Below are 18280 nucleotides of genomic sequence, written 5' to 3' on the forward strand. Positions count from 1 at the left end.
GCTCAGGATGCGGCTCGGGTATGTCGGCAAGCCAACATTCGGCCGGCACGCAATGTGCCGGCCGAACGAGCCTGCGGCCAGGCCGTGCGCTGCCACTGCCCCACCGGCAGCGGTCACCCGTCAGTGCGACATGAAGACTGGCAACGATGACTGACGCACCAGGGCGCGGGTGGTGCCACCCAGCACCAGCTCCTTCAGCCTGGAACGGCCATAGCCGCCGGCGACCAGCAGGTCGGCCTGTACCTTGCAGGCAAGTTGCGGCAGAACGTGGTCGGGGTCGCCCTCCCCGACAACCAGGTCGGCATTGATGCCATGGCTGGCCAGCCACGCTGTCAGCCGGTTCCCGCTGTCACGGCCGGTCTCTTCGTCAATGGCAGCCGCGCTGACCACCAGGGCGGTAACAGCACTGGCATGCGCGAGCCACGGCAATGCGTCCGCTACTGCCCGCGCGGCCTCTCGACCGCCGTTCCATGCGATCGCGACATGACCACCAAAGCGCGGGCCGGCCGCGCCCGGCACCAGCAGGATGGGCCGTCCGGCATTGAGCATCGCATACTCCGCAACCCCGGCCAGCAGCGCCGGCACATCGGCATCCGCCGACGGCGGTGCGGGAAGGATGAGATCGGCGAAACGCCCCTCGTCGGCAAGCGCCCAACCGGATTCAGCGTCGATAATGATGTGCCGGGTGGGGATGTCCGGCGACACTTGCCTGGTCAGCGTGTCGAGGGTCTCCTTGTGACCGGCAACCAGCTTGTACAACTGGCTGGCGGCAAGGGCCGCGTATTGTCCGGCTTCTTCGCCCGCCCCGCGAAACGGCTCCAGGTTTGTTCCAGTCGCAGTCAGCCCGACCACGCTGCCGCCGAATTTCGCGGCAACCCGTGCGGCCGTTTCAATGCGTGCCGACCGGGCAGAATCTTCGCTGAGGTCGACGAGGATGGTTCTGAAGTCCATGACGTGATTCCGGTTTGGCAGACGTAACGAAAGGCGCACATATCAGGCGCCGGCCTGGATCAGTCGAGCGGATAGGAGCGCCGATATTCCGGCATGGTGACCGCCCAGCGCAGGTCGCGCTCGATGTGCTGGCGCAGCGCATCGCTTGCCTGTGGCTCGCCGTGCACGACAAACGTACGCCGCGGCGCCTGGTGAAAGCCGCCGAGCCAGGTCATGAGTTCCGCGGCATCGGCATGTGCGGACAGGTTCTCCACCTGCTCCACCGACGCATGCACGGCGATGTCCTTGCCATGGACGCGGATGTCGCGCCGGCCTGCGGCCAGCGCTGCGCCGCGCGTACCCGCCGCCTGGAAGCCGGAAAGCAGAACGGTGTTGCGAGGGTCCGGGCCGTAGGCGGCAATATGGTGGACCACACGACCACCGGTAGCCATGCCGCTGCCAGCCAGGATGATCTTGGGACTTCGGTCGTGGTTCAGCCAGATCGACTGCTCCATGCTCTGCACCGGGGTGGCGAGATTGCAGGCTGCGGCGCACTCTTCGCGGCTGATGCGCAGCTCTTCCGGATGCAGCGAGAAAATCATGGTCGCGTCGATGGCCATCGGGCTGTTGAGGTACACCGGCACGTCGGGGATTCGCTTGAGTTCGCGCAGGCGGTGCAGGCAGTACAGCAGGCTCTGCGTGCGCCCTACCGCAAAAGCGGGGATGATCAAGCTGCCGCCGCGGCCAATCGTCCGGCTGACGATCTCGCCGAGCACATCGAGCGGGTCGTCGTCCGGATGCCGCCGGTCGCCGTAGGTTGACTCCACCAGCAGGTAATCCGCCTGACGCACCATCTCCGGCGCGCGCATGACGATGTCCTGCTGCCGCCCGAGGTCGCCTGAGAAGACGATGCGCTTGCCGTCGACGAACAACGTGACGATAGCCGCGCCGATGATATGTCCGGCCCGGGCAAACTCGGCCTCTACGCCGGGCACTACCTGGAAGCGCTTGCCGAACTGCATCGGCTGGAGCCGCCGCATTGCTCGTGCAGCGTCGGCTGCTGTGTAAAGAGGCAATGCGGGCCGATGACGCGAGAAGCCCTTGCGGTTCGCATAATCGGCGTCTTCTTCCGCCAGGTGGGCGCTGTCTGGCAACAGGATTCCGCACAGCTGCGCGGTGCCCATGGTGCAGTGCACGCTGCCGCGGAAGCCGTTGCGCACCAGCAGGGGCAAATACCCGCTGTGGTCGATGTGGGCATGGGTCAGCACCACGGCGTCGAGCTTGGCCGGATCGAGCGGCAGTGGGTCCCAGTTGCGCAGGCGCAGGGTCTTGTATCCCTGGAACAAGCCACAGTCGACCATGACCTGGTGACGGCCGGTATCGAGCAGGTACTTGGAGCCGGTGACCGTATCGGTCGCGCCGAGGAATTGCAGTTGCATGCTGGTGTCCTTTGACGCTTGCGCAAAGCCGTTGGCCCCGCCACGGGTGCCGCTGGCCGATACAGCCAGTCTAGGAGGGGGAACCGGGTGGTGGTTGATCCGGATCAATCATGCGGAAACGCGAGTACCTACGCTTGAACAGTGTCCGGACCCGCCCGCCGCACGTGGCGTACGCCCAGGTGTGCACGCGTGGCTCCGCGCCCGGCATACCTTGGGAAACCTCATGCAAAATCGCTCCAGCGCGTTGCAAACGGATCGCCCCCGATCTCACGAAGAACATTCCGGCACCCGGGATCGCGTCGATCCGGGACATGTCCCACCCGGCCTGACCACCGCGCAGGCTAATACGCGGCTGGCCGAGGTGGGCCGCAATGTGCTGCCTCAGGCGGCCCCTAGGTCGGTGGCCGCGGTGTTTCTGCGCCAGTTCCTCAGTCCGCTTATTTACATTCTCCTGGCCGCGGCAGCGGTGTCGCTCGCGTTGGGTGACCTGAAGGATGCACTGTTCATCGGGGCAGTACTGCTGATTAACGGCGTCATCGGCACCGCACAGGAGCATACGGCCGACAAGGCGGCCGTGGCGCTGCGCAGGATGGAGCAGCCCCGTGCCACGGTGATCCGGGACGGCATCCAGCAGGAGATCGATGCAAGTACGCTGGTACCGGGCGACCTGGTGGTGCTGGAAGCCGGCAACCGAGTGCCGGCCGACCTGGAACTGACCTCCGCCATTGACCTGCAGTGCGATGAATCCCTGCTGACTGGCGAATCGCTGCCGGTGCGCAAGCTCTCAGCATGTGATGCCAGCAATGCCCCAGCGAGCGCCCGCCAGTGCCTGACCTTCGCCGGCACGGTGGTGCTCCGCGGCAGGGGCCACGGCATCGTCGTGGCAACTGGCGCTGCCACGCAAATTGGCCGGATTGCGCGGGAACTGGGCCGCGAATCCATCTCGCAGCCACCTTTGATTCTCAGGCTCCAGCGTTTTTCCCGACTGATCGCGGTGGCGGTAGGCGTGGCTGTGGCGTTGCTGGTGTTGGTGGGTATGCTGCGCGGCATGGCATTGCGCGAACTGTTCATGATGTCGGTCGGACTGGCGGTGAGCGCGATCCCCGAAGGACTGCCCGTCGCCATTTCGGTGGCGCTGGCGATCAGCATGCGGCGGATGGCGAAGGCCCATGTGATCGTGCGCAAAATGCCCGCCGTGGAGTCGCTTGGATCCTGCACCAGGATCGCCACCGACAAGACCGGCACCCTGACCATGAACGAGCTTGTCGTCACCGATATCCGGCTTCCCGACGGCACGGCGTTTTGCTGCGACGTCGGACACGATCTGGACAACTGCACGATCCGCGCCGCCGGCACCACCGACCATGACGCGAGAACGCGGGTAGCGGCCCTGCTAAGGGCCGCGGCGCTGCCAAACGAGGCCCAACTATCCAGGGAGCGTGATGGCTGGACTGGCACCGGGGACAGCGTGGACGTGGCGCTGCTGGCCGCAGCGCACAAGGGGGGCACCGTAGCCAATGAGATCCGACAGCGGTACCCCTTGGTGGCCCGTATCCCGTATGAGCCAGACCTGCGGTACGCGGCCTCGTTCCACCGGCACGAAGAGACGATCCGCGTGTTCGTCAAGGGAGCGCCCGAGACTCTGATTGCCATGTGCGACCAGGCGGACGTTCGCGGCCATGCCGTGCCGATCCGGCGCGAAGGACTGCTTCGGGAAAAGGCAGCGCTGGCCGCGCAGGGACTACGCGTGCTGGCGTTCGCAGAAGGCACGATTGATGCAGAGCCGGACGGGTCCTACGGACACGGGCACCTGGTCAACCTGACCTTTCTGGGAATGGCAGGCATGAAGGATCCGGTTCGCCCGGAGGTCCCGGACGCTATCCGACGCTGCTACAGCGCCGGCATCGACGTGGCGATGGTGACTGGCGACGATCCGTTGACAGCCAGCGCAATTGGCGCGCAGGCGGGGCTGCGCTTTACCACGGACCAGGTCGTGACGGGCGAGCAGGTGCGCCAGGCCGAGAGCAAGGGGCCGCACGGACTCGACCAACTGACCCGCCGTGCGCGCATCTACGCCCGCGTCAGTCCGGATCAGAAGCTGTCCATTGTCCTGTCGCTGGCAAGAACCGGCCATTTCGTGGCGGTCACCGGCGACGGCGTCAACGACGCTCCTGCGCTCAAGCACGCACACGTCGGTGTGGCCATGGGCCGAAAGGGAACTGAAGTAGCGAAGGAAAGCGCAGACATAGTCCTCACCGATGACAACTTTGCGTCCATCGTCAACGGCATAAATGAAGGCAGGGTGGCGTACGCGAACATTCGCAAAGTCATCTTCATGGTGGTTTCCACGGGCGCGGCCGAAATGGTTCTGTTTCTGCTGGCGATTCCCCTGGGCCTGCCAATGCCATTGCTGCCGGTGCAGCTGCTGTGGCTCAACCTCGTGACCAATGGCATCCAGGATGTGGCTCTGGCTACCGAGCATGCGGAAGGCGACGAACTGTCATATCCGGCGCGCAAGCCCCGGGAGCCGATCTTTGACCGCGTAATGATCCGCCGCATCTGCTATTCGACTCTTGTCATGGGCGTAGGGGGATTTGCAACTTTCTACTGGCTGCTCGACCGCGGCTATCCCCTAAACGAGGCACGCAACCAATTGCTGCTGCTGTTTGTGCTGTTTGAGAACTTGCAGACGTTTAGTAGCCGTTCAGAGCGCCACTCCGTATTCCGACAGGGGGTCTTCGCCAATCCGATGCTGGTGGTCAGCGTACTGGCTGCCCAGTTACTCCATATCGCTGCCATGTACATACCCGGGCTAAGCGACACGCTCGGTCTCACACCTGTGTCGGCTACGACGTGGGCTGGACTGTTGTCGCTCGCGCTCACATTGACGATTGCAGTTGAGCTGGACAAATGGTGGAGCCGGCGGTGCAAGCTGTAGCGGGAGACCGGTGCTCGCCAACTCAGAATTCCATCACCCCGTTGGCCACGGAGCACAGGCGCCGCTCTTCCCACAGAAGCCAATAGGGCATGGAGGGGACACCGCTTCTATATACGCCAGTGCGCGACATGAAGCTGTCGGCGGTCATCGAGAACTGGGATACCGCATGCTCAGGCAATACGGCCTGGTGTGCGCACACGCACTCGTCCGTGCGCATTGCCCGTTCCGGTAATGCCGCCACGATCGCCGGTTACATGGGCTCAGGACAAACCTCTGACGGCGCGATCTGCGAGTTCGCCACCGAGTACAGCTCCCAGGGGAAGGCGGCTGAATGTATTTGGTATCTCGTTTGCGATGCATCAATGGGACAGTGCGCATGCGAGCTACGCTTCAAAATAGACGGGCGATATTTTGCGCGCCGCAAAGGAGGATTGTCATGACCGCGAAGCTGCAGCGTGGACACGAGGAAAACCTCCAGGCTCCCGTTAGCCACCATCGATCACTTGCAATGCGCGCCAGCAAGGTTGAGCGTGCAGCTGCCGCCGCGCTGCTCCTTGGTACCGCACCGCTTCTCCATGCGCAGATCCTCGCAACGCATCCAACGCCGCCGGAAATCCACCAATCCGCTGGCGTCCGGTATGTCTCGGGCGGGATGGGGCGCGAAGCCTTGCGGCAAATGCAGGCTATCGCCGGCCAATTCAATGTGCGGCTCAGCTTCCAGGACCCTTCAGAAGGCAACCCCGTTTCTGGCGTCACACTGATCCTGGTCAACGAACAGGGCAACCGCCTGCTACAGCTGGTCTCGGACGGTCCCCTGGTCTACCTCAAACTGCCTCACGGCCGCTATTACCTGACGCTGATTTATCAAGACGTCGATCACGAGCAATGGATTACGGCTGAAGCCGAGCCGATGGACCTCACATTTCTTTTCAACCTGATCCACCTGGAACGAGACTGGCTGCACGCACGGACACGAACGCCCCAGTACCCGACTCCCACATAAGAAAGGCCTCATTGCGAAGGCCACCGGCTGCAAGGCGGCGCACGTGTCGTGACAGCCAAACGCATACGAAGCCGGCACGCATCGTTGCGGGCCAATGGCCTGTCAATCTTTTCTTTGATGTAGCCAAAACTCCGGGATTTTCCAGATCCTATAGCCAGTGGCTTGCCAAATGTGGAGACTGCAATGTTGGGGCAACAAATGAGCACAGCTTCGCCACCCCGTTCCACTCCGAACGGATTGATCACCCTGCTGTTTCACCTGAGTCACGCAGCATCTCAAGGACAGCTCGATCCTGTTCTCGTGCGTGAGCTCGGCAAGCGCATCTACACCGAGATTGATGCTTGCAAGGCGGACGACGCCAAGAGCCAGGTCGAGTTGAATCTGCTGTCAGAGGCAATGGCGCGATTTGAGGAGACTTTGCTGGCGGCGCGGAGCCACATGCTGATCGCGGCCATCCGGCGTGCAGGGAGTACTGAACATCCGCACCGTGAAGCGGATCAAGCTCCCGGCACTCATGAAGGTGGCGCACCGCTACCGGAAAATCGTCCGTTCGATCCTTCGCCCGTCAGCGGCCGCTGCACGGATTATCTCGGGCGGCTCGCCACGCTCGGCCAAGGTGGTCCGCCCTTGGGATGACGGCACCGGCAAGGAAAAGGAGCGGGACTCCTAATTGGGGACTGGCTCTTGGCTGCAACCGCTCTTCGTTTTGGAGATGGTCATGACCACTATGTCACTCGCGCCCACGGTCGTTTCACGAACGTACTCTGTCGGTCGTGCGCTTCTCGGCTCTCTTTTTTTATTTTCCGGACTCCTGAAGATTGGCAGCTTCGCGGCCTATTCTGCGTGGATTGCCAGCGCTGAACTGCCGAGCCCGGATTTGCTGCTGGTGCTAACCATCGCAGTTGAAATTGGTGGTGGACTGACTTTGATCTCGGGCTGGAGCGCACGCTTGGGCGCGCTGCTTCTTGCACTGTTCCTGGTACCCACCACCATCATCTTCCATGGCTTCTGGCGCGCCGATCCCGCAGACTTCATGAATCAGCTTAACCACATTCTGAAGAATGTCTCAATCCTGGGCGGCATGCTGGTGGTATTCGCCATTGAATCGTCACGTATGCAAGCAAGAGTCCCATAAGATGGCTGCCCGGTACGCACCTGGCGCCCGCCACCTTGCGAGATGAGAATCGCCATGAGCAACGAAGCAGAGAAGAACCGCCTCGACGAAGCGCAGGCGGGCCACGTGTGGTTGCGGTTGACGACCCGGACGCCGGGCGCGGGCATCCACGCCCAGTGGCATTGTCCTGGAAGCGGATTCTGGCATTAAAGCGCGGCGCCAGTTTTTTTCATGCGCGCCACGTCTTCCGTGCCGACGCCACCGGAAACATAAAGGATCCCGGCCGATTCGCGGATCTGCGCGGTGCCTGGAGCGGCAATTCCTGCGCATGGCACAGGGCCATGGCGGTCGCCGCCAAGGTCAGTGCCATTGCCTGGTGGAATAGGGTTGAATGCATGTGGCGTTCCTCGTCAGCAAGCCAAAGGGATGGGACGTTCAAGTCTTCAGACGTGATGCTTGCACTCACAACTTCTGTGGACGGAAGGGACCAAGTTCGATTGGCTGGCGAGCATCGTTGGGGCGGGGTCGCCATAAGGGCGCTCCGTGTGCAACGACGCCGAAGTCATTTCGATGGCATCTATCAGTGGCAGAATAAGCGGACCGCCGATCGCCCGAACTACATCGACTATGTGTCCTGCGTCTGATGCCCCCGGTTCGTCCACCCCGCCGGATACCGGCAGGGCCAATGACGTGGCGCTGACACGAAGCCAACGGCTCGGGCGAGATGTGATCGCCGGCTGCTCTATTGCCGGTCTGCTTTTGCCGGAAGCCGTTGCATACGCCGGCATCGCCAATCTGCCTGCGCAAGCTGGCTTGGTCGGCCTGCTAGTCGGGCTGGTGATATACGGCATTGTGGGCACGAGCCGCTTCGCGGTGGTGTCCGCCACCTCATCTTCCGCTGCGGTGCTGGCCGCGGCCACGCTGTCGACGAGCGGTGCCGATGCCGCGCTGCGCCTGGCGCTCGCCGCCGGGTTCGTGACGCTGGCCGGTGTCTTCCTGGTGCTGGCGGGCATAGCGCGTTTGGGCGGCATTACCGACTTCATTGCCAAGCCGGTGCTGCGCGGCTTCACATTCGGACTAGCGGTCATTATCATTCTCAGGCAAATTTCGAGCATCGCCGGGATCCACCCGACGCACAGCGACCTGCCACGTTTCACTTACCAGTTCCTGCACGAATCGGCGGGTTGGAACCTCAATGCGCTCGCCGCGTGCCTGGCGGCGCTGGCTTTGTTGTTCGCGCTGGCGCGCTTGCGGCGGGTGCCGGGACCGCTGGTGGTGATCGTGCTGGGCATCACAGCAGCCTATGCCACCGATCTGTCGCACTACGGCATTGCCGAAGTGGGCACGATTGATCTGGCAAATGTCACCATCGGCCTGCCCGACCTGCAGCGCATACAGTGGTTGCGCGTTGGCGAGCTCGCCTTCGCGCTGGTGCTGATCCTGTATGCGGAATCGTACGGCTCGATCCGCAGCTTTGCGCTCAAGTACGGTGATGTGACCTCACCCAACCGCGACCTGGTCGCACTAGGTCTGGCCAATATTGGCTCCGGTTTGCTACATGGCATGGCAGTCGGGGCGGGCTATTCCGCCACGTCTGCAAATGAAGCAGCCGGAGCACAGTCTCGCCTGGCGGGTTGGTGCGCCGCAGCAGTCATCGCGCTGATTGTTGCCGCGCTGCTGCCGCAGCTTGCACGCACGCCCGAGCCCGTGCTCGCGGCCATCGTGATACATGCCGTGAGCCATACGTTGCGTCTCGATGCATTCAGGCCCTACTGGACATGGCGCCGCGACCGGCTGCTGGTGGTTGCCGCATGTGTCGCCGTGGTCCTGCTTGGCGTGCTCGACGGACTGCTGGTGGCAATCGGGATCAGCCTGATGCTGACACTGCGTAGCTTCTCCGAACCAAGAGTCAGCGAACTGGGGCGCCTTGGCTCTAGCCACGACTACGTTGACATCGCGGCTCACCCTGAGGCCCGGACTCTGTCGGGCGTGCTGATCGTTCGACCGGAAGCGCCGATGTTCTTCGCCAATGCGGAACGCATGCTGGCCAGGGCGCGACACCTGCACGAGGCAGCCGGGCCGGGGCTCCATACGCTTGTTTTCAGCATGGAGGAGACGCCGGACATCGATGGCTCGACGATCGAGGCGCTGCATACTTTCGCGTCCGAGGTGGCCGCCAAAGGCCAGCGCCTGCTGCTGGTGCGGCTTAAGCCGCCCGTGCTGGCTGTCCTGACACGCGCGGCCAGCGAAACGCTGCCGCGCGAGTCACTGCATGAACTGAGCGTGGATGAGTGCGTCCGGTCACTGGGCCAGACATGGGAACCTGCTTAGGGTGGCCTGAAGCTGTCATCGGTGGCAAACGCCCAGGACCCCCTCGAAGTCAACGGCAAGCCGCTCGCAGAGGTGTTTTGCGTGACATGCGTCCCCGACAGGGTAGCGCCGCGGGACGCCCTATGCCGTGATGACCCGCGACGTGCTGGACTACGCCTGGAAGATATCCAGATACCGCTTTGAGAGGTAGTCAGAGATCTTTGCACGCGCCTTGGGGGCTTGACCGATCACGCTCAATATCCTCGCGCTTGACCCCGGCCGCAGCGGCATCTGAACGGGAGGGCTTCAATCCGGCCCTGGGGTTCTGCCGCCAACCTGTTCCGCTGGCCGGCGATAGTCACCGAAGAACCCGATTTCACTCCCACTCGATCGTCGCCGGCGGTTTCCCCGACACGTCATACACAACCCGGTTCAGGCCACGTACTTCGTTAATGATTCGGTTAGAGCAACGGCCCAGCAGCGCATACGGCAGGTGCGCCCAGTGCGCGGTCATGAAATCGGTGGTCTGCACCGCGCGCAGCGCCACGACGTAGTCGTAGGTACGGCCGTCGCCCATCACGCCCACGGACTTGACCGGCAGGAACACGGCGAAGGCCTGGCTGGTCAGGTCGTACCAGCTCTTGCCGACCTGGTCCGGCTCGCACAGGCCCGCGGCGGCGTCCTGTTCGGTGGCGAGGGTCTTGCGCAGTTCTTCGATGAAGATGGCATCGGCGCGGCGCAGCAGGTCGGCGTAGTCGCGCTTGACTTCGCCAAGGATGCGCACGCCCAGGCCCGGGCCCGGGAACGGGTGGCGGTAGACCATTTCCGGCGGCAGGCCCAGGGCCACGCCGAGCTCGCGCACTTCGTCCTTGAACAGGTCGCGCAGCGGCTCGAGCAGCTTCAGGCCCAGCGTTTCCGGCAGGCCGCCGACGTTGTGGTGGCTCTTGATGGTGGTGGCCTTCTTGGTCTTGGTGCCACCCGACTCCACCACGTCCGGATAGATCGTGCCCTGCGCCAGCCACTTTGCATTGGACAGCTTCCTGGCCTCGGCCTGGAACACTTCGACGAACTCGCGGCCGATGATCTTGCGCTTCTGCTCGGGATCGGTCACGCCGGCCAGGTGGCCGAGGAACTGATCGGAGGCGTCGATATGCACGACCTTGGCGTGCAGGCGGCCGACAAACATTTCCATCACCAGCTTGCCTTCGTCCTGGCGCAGCAGGCCGTGGTCGACGAACACGCAGGTGAGCTGATCGCCAATGGCGCGGTGGATCAGCGCCGCGGCCACCGACGAGTCGACGCCGCCGGACAGGCCCAGGATGACCTCTTCATCGCCGACCTGCTCGCGAATCTTGGCGACGGCTTCCTCGATATGGTCGCGCATGACCCAGTCAGGCTTGCAGCCGGCGATGCCGAGCACGAAGCGCTCCAGCATCTGGCGGCCCTTGGCGGTATGCGTGACCTCGGGGTGGAACTGCACCGCGTAGTAGCCGCGCGCCTCGTCGGCCATGCCGGCGATCGGGCAGCTGGGGGTGGAGGCCATCAGCTTGAAGCCCGGCGGCAGCCCGGCAACCTTGTCGCCGTGGCTCATCCAGACCTTGAGCATGCCATGGCCTTCCGGCGTGCGGAAATCCTCGATGTCCTTGAGCAGGTTGGTGTGGCCATGGGCGCGCACCTCGGCGTAGCCGAATTCGCGGTGGTCGCTCCACTCGACCTTGCCGCCCAGCTGCACGGCCATGGTCTGCATGCCGTAGCAGATGCCCAGCACCGGCACGCCCAGGTCCCACACGGCCTGCGGCGCGCGCAGCTGGTGGTCTTCATAGGTGCTGGCGTGGCTGCCGGACAGGATGATGGCCTTGGGGGCGAACTCGCGGACGAAGTCGTCGGAGACGTCGTTCGGGTGGATCTCGCAATAGACGTGCGCCTCGCGGACGCGGCGGGCGATCAGCTGCGTGACCTGCGAGCCGAAATCAAGAATGAGGATTTTGTCGTGCATGATGGGCCGATGGCGTGTCTTCCGGGATGGGCTCGGTCACGACTTCCGTGCCGGGGCCATAGCCCGGCGGCGGCGTGATGACCGGCTCGCGCCGGTATTCTGGGGTATTCGTTGGGCGCGCCGCGGGGGCGACGCCGGGTTCCTTGCGGACTTCCTTCTTGTGTTCCTGTTCCTGCAGCGCACGCTCGGCCTTCAGCTGCCTTTCGCGGTTGCGCACGCGCCTGGAAGCGGGAATCTGCACCAGCGCAAAAAACGCCAGCACCACTGCCATCACCGGCAGCCAGATCTTGCCCGCGCCGACCAGCGGCAGTTCCATGAACACCATCCAGGCAATGATCAGCACTGCGCTGGCCAGGTTCACATAGCCGGCCGTGCGCGCCACTGGCACCGTCAGCTGGCCGTTGAACGTTGCCTGCCACAACAGCGCGGCCAGGCCGACCAGTGCCACGCCCAGCAGCTGCCCGAACAGGGCCGGTTGCGGCTGCGGCAACTGCAGCGCCGCATACAGCGTGGTGAACGGGGACATCAACAGCAGGATGCCCAGCATCAAATCCACCAGGGCATCAAAAAACAGCACGGCTCGCAGCAATACCTTCATTGGCGCTCCTCGTCATGGGCCCGGCCGATGGTGCGGCCGGCGGGTGCGGCCCACGTTCAGGCAACACCGGCTTGGCGAGCGGCCGGCCGGATGGCATTCCGGTCAGGCGAAGGCGCCGCCCGCGGCAATGCGCCCTCGCCCCGACGATCTTGCGGCCGCGCACCGCCGCGAGGCGGCGGGCGCAGCCGCTGCGCGTCAGTCGATATGGTAGTTCGGCGCTTCCTTGGTGATCTGCACGTCGTGCACGTGCGATTCACGCATGCCGGCTGCCGTGATCTGGACGAACTGGGCGCTCTCGTGCCAGTCGGCAATCGACTTGCTGCCGCAATAGCCCATCGAGGCACGCACGCCGCCGGTCAGCTGGTGGATGATCGCCATCACCGAGCCCTTGTACGGCACGCGGCCTTCAATGCCTTCCGGCACCAGCTTGTCGACGTTGGCGGTGTTGTCTTCCTGGAAGTAGCGGTCTGCCGCGCCATCCTTCATCGCACCCACCGAACCCATGCCGCGGTAGCTCTTGAACGAACGGCCCTGGAACAGGAAGGTTTCGCCCGGCGCTTCCTCGGTACCCGAGAACATGCCGCCCATCATCACGGTGTGGGCGCCGGCCGCCAGGGCCTTGGCCACATCGCCGGAGTAGCGCACGCCGCCGTCAGCGATCAGCGGCACGCCGGTGCCCTTGAGGGCCTCGGCCACGTTGGAAACCGCCGTGATCTGGGGCACGCCCACGCCGGCAACGATACGCGTGGTGCAGATCGAGCCCGGGCCGATGCCGACCTTGACGCCGTCGGCGCCATGCTCGACCAGCGCACGCGCGGCATCGCCGGTGGCGATATTGCCGCCAACCACCTGCACCTGCGGGAAGTTCTGCTTGACCCAGCGCACGCGGTCCAGCACGCCCTGGCTATGGCCGTGCGCCGTATCCACCACAATCACATCGACGCCGGCCTTGACCAGCAGTTCGACGCGCTCGTCGTTGTCCGGGCCCACGCCGACCGCGGCGCCTACGCGCAGCTGGCCGCGCTCGTCCTTGCTGGCGAGCGGATTGTCCACTGCCTTCTGGATATCCTTCACCGTGATCAGGCCGCGCAGCTCGAAAGCCTGGTTGACCACCAGCACGCGCTCAAGGCGGTGGCGGTTCATCAGGCGCTTGGCTTCTTCCAGTGTCGCGCCTTCGGCCACGGTCACCAGCTTTTCGCGGGGCGTCATCTTGGCGCGCACCGGGGCGTCGAGCTCTTCCTCGAAGCGCAGGTCGCGGTTGGTGATGATGCCGACCACGGCCTTGCCTTCCAGCACCGGGAAGCCGGAAATGCCATGTTGCTGCGACAGCGCGATCACATCGCGGACCTTCATGTCCGGCGAAATGGTGATCGGATCACGCAGCACGCCCGACTCATAGCGCTTCACGCGCGCGACTTCGCGGGCCTGGTCGGCGGGCTTCAGGTTCTTGTGGACGATGCCGATACCGCCGGCCTGCGCCATGGAAATCGCCAGGCGGGCTTCCGTCACTGTGTCCATCGCCGCGGATACCAGCGGGATGTTCAGTTCAATGGAGCGGGTCAGGCTGGTGCGGAGGGAGACATCCCGGGGAAGAACGGCCGAATAGGCCGGGACGAGCAGCACGTCATCGAATGTGAGTGCTTTCTGGACAAGACGCATAGCAAATCCTCTAGGCGCAAAACCGAATTATACAGGAATGCGCGCTTTGCTGATGCACTGCAATGGGCTTTCCTGGAAGCGGTCTGCTATGCTCGTCGTCCTTTTATTCGGGCGAACGCGAAGCATGGGAATCGGCGTATTGTGCGGGCTGCTGGCAGGCGCCTTCTGGGGCATGGTCTTTATCGCCCCCAAGCTGCTGCCCGTGTTCTCGCCGTGGGAGCTGGCCATCGGCCGCTACCTGGCCTACGGCCTGGTCGCCTTCGTGGCCGCCCTGCCGCTGATGAAGCGCATCGCGCGCAAGCTGACCCGGGCGGACTGCGTGGCGCTGCTGCGCCAGGCCTTCACCGGCAACCTGCTCTACTACGTGCTGCTGGCCTTCGGCGTGCAGCTCGCCGGGGTGGGCCCCACCTCCCTGATCATCGGCATCCTGCCGATCTCGGTCACCATCATGGGCCGGCGCGACCACGGCGCCGTGCCGCTGTCGCGGCTGATGTGGCCGCTGCTGGTGGTGGCCGCCGGCATCGCCTGCATCAATATCGACCTGTTCGGCGGCGGCCAGAGCGCCCACGCGGCGGCAGCCGGCGCGGCAATCCGGCCGGTCTGGCAGAAACTGGCCGGGGTCTGCTGCGCGGCCGGCGCGCTGGTCTGCTGGACGCTCTACGCGGTCGATAACGCACGCTACCTGCAGCGCAACCCGCACTACAGCGGCAATGAATGGTCGGCGCTGTACGGGTTGTCGACCGGCGCGGTGTCGGCGGTGCTGGCCGTGATCGGCTGGGTGCTGGCTGGCGACACGCTGACCGCGGGCGACAGCGGCCGTGACTGGCAGTGGTTCTGGATGGTCAATGCCGCAGTGGCGCTGGGTGCGTCGCTGATTGGCAACAACCTGTGGAACATCGCCAGCCGGCGCCTGCCGCTGACGCTGTCGGGCCAGATGATCGTGTTCGAGACGCTGTTCGCGCTGGCCTACGGCTTTGTCTTCGACCACCGCTGGCCGCGGCCGCTGGAAATCGCCGCCATTGTGTTGCTGATGGTCGGCGTGGCCTGGTCGGTGCGCTTGCACGCCACCGACAAGTCTGCGTAGACTAGCGAACGATGGCGCGGGGGTCACACGCGCCACGAACAACAGCTTTACCAGGGTCAAACCGGCGCTACGCACCTGATACCGGGCGGACGCCAAGCCATCGCCGCGGCTGTCCTGCCGCGGCATCGCCATGCGCGCAGCCGGCGGCCCAGCACGATTCCAGCCGCACCAGTTACTTCCGAGTCACTTTAAGACGCCTCGCCATGAAACGATCGTCCGCGCTGTGCCTGCTTGCCGCCGCCACTTTCGCCGTTCCCGTCCAGGCCCTTGCCTACTGGCAATGGCGCGACGCCAACGGCCGCATGGTCTACAGCGACGTGCCGCCGTCAGCGGCGGCAGCCAGGGTGCTGCGTGCCCCGGGCCGCTTTGCCGGCGAGCTCCAGCCGGTGGAGGCCGCCAATGCCGGGGCGCCCGCCCCTGCTGCCCCGGCTCCGGCCAAGGCCTCGGCCAAGCCCGCCGCGGCCCCGGCGCCGACCCCCGAAGAAGCCTTCCAGAAGCGCCGCGAGGCCAGCCTGAAAGCCGCTACCGAAGAGGCCCGCAAGGAAAGCGAGGCGGCCGAGCGCGAGGCCCGCTGCGCGCAGCTGCGCAACTACGCCAACGGCCTGCAGCAAGGCATGCGCGCCGCGGTGGCGGGTCCGGACGGTTCGCTGCAACACCTGAACAGCGACCAACGCCAGGCCGAGGTGCTCAAGACCAACGCCAGCCTCGAGAAGAACTGCAGCTGAAACCAAAGAAAAACGGGGCGCATCGGCCCCGTTTGCATGCCTGGCATGGCTCGGCTCAACCGCTGCCGCGCAACCACTTCTGGCCTTCGCGCGTGCCGCCCGCGCGCTGCTTCTGCACCCGCTTGCGGCGCGCCTGCTTGGGATCGGCGGTCAAGGGCCGGTAAACCTCCACGCGGTCGCCTTCGCGCACCACCGTCTCCGGCGTCTTGAGCTTGCCGAAGATGCCCACCCGCATGGTCGACGGGTCCACCTCCGGACAGGCCTGCTGCAGCCCGGAGCCGACTATGGCCGCGGCAATCGTGGTGCCGGCTGGCACGTCGATCTCCTTCAGGAAGACACTATCGGGCCGCGCATAGCAGACCGCGATATGCACCGTCCCCGCGCCGGCGTCAGTTGGCGACATAGACCACCTCGGCCCGCTTGACGAAGGCGTCGACAAAGGTATTGGCAATCATGCTGAAGACCGGGCCGATGATTTTTTCCAGCAGCAGGCTGGAAAACTCATAGTGCAGGTGGAATTCGATCTTGCAGGCGTCTTCGCGCAGGGGCGTAAAGCGCCATGCGCCGTTGAAGGTCTTGAACGGCCCGTCGGCAAAGGTCATGTCGATACGGGTGGGGCGTTCCTGCGTATTGCGGGTGTGGAAGAACTGCTGGATCCCCTTGAAGTGGATATGGATCTTGGCGTCGAGCATGGTATCGGTCTGCTCGAACACCTCCACGCCACCGCACCATGGAAGGAACTTGGGATAGTCCTCCACGCGCGTGACCAGGTCGTACATCTGCGCGGCCGAGTAGCCGAGCAGTACGGATTTATGGACGTCTGCCATGTATGGGAAAATCTGGCTTGCGGCCATGCCGCACGCTGTGCGCGGCAGGCATGCGCCTGTGCCGGGGCTGGTTTGCTAGAATTCGGATTTTAGCCGACACGCGCGCCCCGCGGCATCCTGCCATGTGGCGCCGCAGCGAAACGGCTGAATTCCACCCTACCGCACCCCACCCGCACGCATGACCATTGCAGATAACAAAAAGGCCTTCTTCGATTACTTCATCGAGGAGCGCTATGAGGCCGGGATCGTGCTGGAAGGCTGGGAGGTCAAGGCAATCCGCGCCGGGCGGGTGCAGATCAAGGAGGGCTACGTGGTGGTGCGCGACGCCGAGATGTTCCTGATCGGCGCCCATATCAGTCCGCTGCAAAGCGCCTCCACCCACGTCAATCCCGACCCGGTGCGCACCCGCAAGCTGCTGCTCAAGGCCGACGAGATCAAGAAGCTGATCGGCAAGGTCGAGCAGCGCGGCTACACGCTGGTCCCGCTGAACCTGCACTACACGCGCGGCCGCGTCAAATGCGAGATCGGCCTGGCCAAGGGCAAGAAGCAGTTCGACAAGCGCGAGACCGAGAAACAGCGCGACTGGCAGCGCGAGAAGGCCCGCATCATGAAGGGCGACGCCAAGGACTGAGCCCCGGCGCCGCGCTGCCGCGGCGTGTCCGTCAGCCCCTTCAGGCAGCCTTCTGCTGCCCCTTCACGATCTGCAGGGCGGCCGCGATCATGCTGCTCATGTCGCCCATATTGCCCGGCACGATCAGCGTATTGCCCTGCTTGGCCAGGTTGCCGAACGCGGCCACGTATTCCTCGGCCACCTTCAGGTTGACCGCATCCATGCCACCTTCGGTGCGGATCGCATTGCCGATCTTCTGGATCGCCTGCGCGTTGGCCTCGGCCACCGCCAGGATCGCGCTCGCCTCGCCCTGGGCCGTGTTGATGGCGGCCTGCCGCTCGCCCTCTGACTTCTGGATCGCCGCCTCGCGCGCGCCCGTGGCCAGGTTGATCTGCTCTTGGCGCTTGCCCTCCGACGCCGCGATCAGCGCGCGCTTTTCACGTTCGGCGGTAATCTGCGCCTGCATCGCGTGCAGGATCTCCTTGGGCGGGGTCAGGTCCTTGATCTCGTAGCGCAGCACCTTGACGCCCCAGTTGGATGCGGCCTCGTCCAGCGCGTTGACCACGCTGTGGTTGATGAACTCGCGCTCCTCGAAGGTCTTGTCGAGCTCCAGCTTGCCGATCACCGAGCGCAGCGTGGTCTGCGACAGCTGCGTGATCGCCACCACGAAGTTGCTCGATCCATACGATGCCTTCATCGGGTCCGTGACCTGGAAGTACAGCACGCCATCGACCTGCAGCTGGGTGTTGTCCTTGGTGATGCAGACCTGGCTGGGCACGTCCAGCGGGATTTCCTTGAGCACGTGCTTGTAGGCGACGCGGTCGACGAACGGCACCACGATCGACAGCCCCGGCGTCAGCGTCGCGTGATAGCGGCCCAGGCGCTCGAGCACCCAGGCATGCTGCTGCGGCACGATCTTGATGCCCTTGGCAATCAGCACGATAACGGCAATGAGGATGATCAGCGGCAACAAACCAAGCTGAAATGCGAGCATGTAACGACCCTCCAGACAGAAGACAGCAGTACGGAGCCGCCAGGCGGCGGCAG

The 18280-nt window shown here is 64.4% G+C and carries 18 protein-coding genes; 10 read left to right on the top strand and 8 right to left on the bottom strand.

From position 1 onward, the window contains the following. Window positions 1-120: 120 nt before the first annotated feature. Window positions 121-951: a universal stress protein gene (locus AC3WRI_RS12170; protein WP_492293370.1), complete on the bottom strand. Its 831-nt coding sequence runs from the start codon at window positions 949-951 to the stop codon at window positions 121-123. Window positions 952-1010: 59 nt separating this feature from the next. Beyond that, entirely contained in the window at window positions 1011-2369 is a 1359-nt protein-coding gene (locus tag AC3WRI_RS12175) for an MBL fold metallo-hydrolase RNA specificity domain-containing protein (protein WP_010809938.1), read from the bottom strand. Between the two features lie 223 nt (window positions 2370-2592). Between AC3WRI_RS12175 and AC3WRI_RS12180 the strand changes: the two genes are divergently transcribed. The 7 genes from AC3WRI_RS12180 to AC3WRI_RS12210 all read left to right on the top strand — a co-directional run bounded on the left by AC3WRI_RS12180 (window position 2593) and on the right by AC3WRI_RS12210 (window position 9755). Next, window positions 2593-5307, top strand: coding sequence for a cation-translocating P-type ATPase (locus tag AC3WRI_RS12180; protein WP_492293371.1), 2715 nt, complete (start codon window positions 2593-2595; stop codon window positions 5305-5307). Between the two features lie 128 nt (window positions 5308-5435). Then, window positions 5436-5747, top strand: a complete 312-nt coding sequence (locus AC3WRI_RS12185; RefSeq protein WP_492293372.1) for a hypothetical protein — start codon at window positions 5436-5438, stop codon at window positions 5745-5747. Continuing rightward, the gene (locus AC3WRI_RS12190; protein ID WP_492293373.1) at window positions 5744-6310 is read left to right on the top strand and encodes a hypothetical protein; all 567 of its coding nucleotides are present in this window, start codon (window positions 5744-5746) and stop codon (window positions 6308-6310) included. The genes AC3WRI_RS12185 and AC3WRI_RS12190 overlap by 4 nt, the downstream gene beginning before the upstream one ends. A gap of 183 nt (window positions 6311-6493) precedes the next feature. Beyond that, complete coding sequence (locus AC3WRI_RS12195; protein ID WP_492293374.1) at window positions 6494-6946, top strand: hypothetical protein; 453 nt, start codon at window positions 6494-6496, stop codon at window positions 6944-6946. Between the two features lie 82 nt (window positions 6947-7028). After that, the gene (locus AC3WRI_RS12200) at window positions 7029-7445 is read left to right on the top strand and encodes a DoxX family protein (RefSeq protein ID WP_231881343.1); all 417 of its coding nucleotides are present in this window, start codon (window positions 7029-7031) and stop codon (window positions 7443-7445) included. A gap of 54 nt (window positions 7446-7499) precedes the next feature. Then, on the top strand, window positions 7500-7634 hold the full coding sequence (locus tag AC3WRI_RS12205) for a hypothetical protein (RefSeq protein ID WP_255266298.1): 135 nt from the start codon (window positions 7500-7502) through the stop codon (window positions 7632-7634). Window positions 7635-8051: 417 nt separating this feature from the next. Then, window positions 8052-9755 carry a SulP family inorganic anion transporter gene (locus AC3WRI_RS12210; protein ID WP_011615463.1) on the top strand — a complete coding sequence of 568 codons (1704 nt, stop codon included), beginning with the start codon at window positions 8052-8054 and terminating at the stop codon, window positions 9753-9755. A gap of 355 nt (window positions 9756-10110) precedes the next feature. Here AC3WRI_RS12210 and guaA read toward each other — a convergent pair whose 3' ends face one another. The 3 genes from guaA to guaB all read right to left on the bottom strand — a co-directional run bounded on the left by guaA (window position 10111) and on the right by guaB (window position 13987). Then, a complete protein-coding gene (gene guaA / locus AC3WRI_RS12215) occupies window positions 10111-11730 on the bottom strand; it encodes a glutamine-hydrolyzing GMP synthase (protein WP_010809574.1) in 1620 nt (539 codons plus the stop codon). Next, window positions 11705-12328: a membrane protein gene (locus AC3WRI_RS12220; RefSeq protein WP_010809575.1), complete on the bottom strand. Its 624-nt coding sequence runs from the start codon at window positions 12326-12328 to the stop codon at window positions 11705-11707. Before AC3WRI_RS12220 ends, guaA begins: the two co-directional genes overlap by 26 nt. 195 nt (window positions 12329-12523) lie before the next feature. Continuing rightward, window positions 12524-13987: an IMP dehydrogenase gene (gene guaB, locus AC3WRI_RS12225; RefSeq protein WP_010809576.1), complete on the bottom strand. Its 1464-nt coding sequence runs from the start codon at window positions 13985-13987 to the stop codon at window positions 12524-12526. Between the two features lie 124 nt (window positions 13988-14111). On the opposite strand from guaB, the gene AC3WRI_RS12230 reads away from it, so the two are divergent. Together AC3WRI_RS12230 and AC3WRI_RS12235 are read left to right on the top strand one after the other, a co-directional pair. Beyond that, a complete protein-coding gene (locus AC3WRI_RS12230) occupies window positions 14112-15071 on the top strand; it encodes a DMT family transporter (protein ID WP_041687398.1) in 960 nt (319 codons plus the stop codon). 203 nt (window positions 15072-15274) lie between these two features. After that, the gene (locus AC3WRI_RS12235) at window positions 15275-15796 is read left to right on the top strand and encodes a DUF4124 domain-containing protein (RefSeq protein WP_492293375.1); all 522 of its coding nucleotides are present in this window, start codon (window positions 15275-15277) and stop codon (window positions 15794-15796) included. A 55-nt stretch (window positions 15797-15851) separates the two neighbouring features. Here the strand turns inward: AC3WRI_RS12235 and AC3WRI_RS12240 are convergent, their stop codons facing one another. Next, window positions 15852-16199, bottom strand: a complete 348-nt coding sequence (locus tag AC3WRI_RS12240) for an RnfH family protein (protein WP_010809579.1) — start codon at window positions 16197-16199, stop codon at window positions 15852-15854. Continuing rightward, the gene (locus tag AC3WRI_RS12245) at window positions 16186-16623 is read right to left on the bottom strand and encodes a type II toxin-antitoxin system RatA family toxin (protein WP_010809580.1); all 438 of its coding nucleotides are present in this window, start codon (window positions 16621-16623) and stop codon (window positions 16186-16188) included. The genes AC3WRI_RS12240 and AC3WRI_RS12245 overlap by 14 nt, the downstream gene beginning before the upstream one ends. Before the next feature lie 178 nt (window positions 16624-16801). Between AC3WRI_RS12245 and smpB the strand changes: the two genes are divergently transcribed. Next, on the top strand, window positions 16802-17254 hold the full coding sequence (gene smpB, locus AC3WRI_RS12250; protein ID WP_010809581.1) for an SsrA-binding protein SmpB: 453 nt from the start codon (window positions 16802-16804) through the stop codon (window positions 17252-17254). Window positions 17255-17294: 40 nt separating this feature from the next. Here the strand turns inward: smpB and AC3WRI_RS12255 are convergent, their stop codons facing one another. Further along, window positions 17295-18227 carry an SPFH domain-containing protein gene (locus AC3WRI_RS12255; RefSeq protein ID WP_010809582.1) on the bottom strand — a complete coding sequence of 311 codons (933 nt, stop codon included), beginning with the start codon at window positions 18225-18227 and terminating at the stop codon, window positions 17295-17297. Window positions 18228-18280: the final 53 nt, after the last annotated feature.

This window comes from Cupriavidus sp. FW305-27 (genome assembly GCF_058787995.1).

Excerpts from the sequence above, each read along its gene's own strand:
- AC3WRI_RS12240 (WP_010809579.1), bottom strand. The coding sequence starts at position 16,199 with ATGTCGCCAACTGACGCCGGCGCGGGGACGGTGCATATCGCGGTCTGC.
- smpB (WP_010809581.1), top strand. The coding sequence starts at position 16,802 with ATGACCATTGCAGATAACAAAAAGGCCTTCTTCGATTACTTCATCGAG.
- AC3WRI_RS12185 (WP_492293372.1), top strand. The coding sequence starts at position 5,436 with ATGAAGCTGTCGGCGGTCATCGAGAACTGGGATACCGCATGCTCAGGC.
- AC3WRI_RS12170 (WP_492293370.1), bottom strand. The coding sequence starts at position 951 with ATGGACTTCAGAACCATCCTCGTCGACCTCAGCGAAGATTCTGCCCGG.
- AC3WRI_RS12245 (WP_010809580.1), bottom strand. The coding sequence starts at position 16,623 with ATGGCAGACGTCCATAAATCCGTACTGCTCGGCTACTCGGCCGCGCAG.
- AC3WRI_RS12230 (WP_041687398.1), top strand. The coding sequence starts at position 14,112 with ATGGGAATCGGCGTATTGTGCGGGCTGCTGGCAGGCGCCTTCTGGGGC.
- AC3WRI_RS12255 (WP_010809582.1), bottom strand. The coding sequence starts at position 18,227 with ATGCTCGCATTTCAGCTTGGTTTGTTGCCGCTGATCATCCTCATTGCC.
- AC3WRI_RS12235 (WP_492293375.1), top strand. The coding sequence starts at position 15,275 with ATGAAACGATCGTCCGCGCTGTGCCTGCTTGCCGCCGCCACTTTCGCC.
- guaB (WP_010809576.1), bottom strand. The coding sequence starts at position 13,987 with ATGCGTCTTGTCCAGAAAGCACTCACATTCGATGACGTGCTGCTCGTC.
- AC3WRI_RS12200 (WP_231881343.1), top strand. The coding sequence starts at position 7,029 with ATGACCACTATGTCACTCGCGCCCACGGTCGTTTCACGAACGTACTCT.
- AC3WRI_RS12220 (WP_010809575.1), bottom strand. The coding sequence starts at position 12,328 with ATGAAGGTATTGCTGCGAGCCGTGCTGTTTTTTGATGCCCTGGTGGAT.
- guaA (WP_010809574.1), bottom strand. The coding sequence starts at position 11,730 with ATGCACGACAAAATCCTCATTCTTGATTTCGGCTCGCAGGTCACGCAG.
- AC3WRI_RS12190 (WP_492293373.1), top strand. The coding sequence starts at position 5,744 with ATGACCGCGAAGCTGCAGCGTGGACACGAGGAAAACCTCCAGGCTCCC.
- AC3WRI_RS12205 (WP_255266298.1), top strand. The coding sequence starts at position 7,500 with ATGAGCAACGAAGCAGAGAAGAACCGCCTCGACGAAGCGCAGGCGGGC.
- AC3WRI_RS12195 (WP_492293374.1), top strand. The coding sequence starts at position 6,494 with ATGTTGGGGCAACAAATGAGCACAGCTTCGCCACCCCGTTCCACTCCG.
- AC3WRI_RS12175 (WP_010809938.1), bottom strand. The coding sequence starts at position 2,369 with ATGCAACTGCAATTCCTCGGCGCGACCGATACGGTCACCGGCTCCAAG.
- AC3WRI_RS12180 (WP_492293371.1), top strand. The coding sequence starts at position 2,593 with ATGCAAAATCGCTCCAGCGCGTTGCAAACGGATCGCCCCCGATCTCAC.
- AC3WRI_RS12210 (WP_011615463.1), top strand. The coding sequence starts at position 8,052 with ATGTGTCCTGCGTCTGATGCCCCCGGTTCGTCCACCCCGCCGGATACC.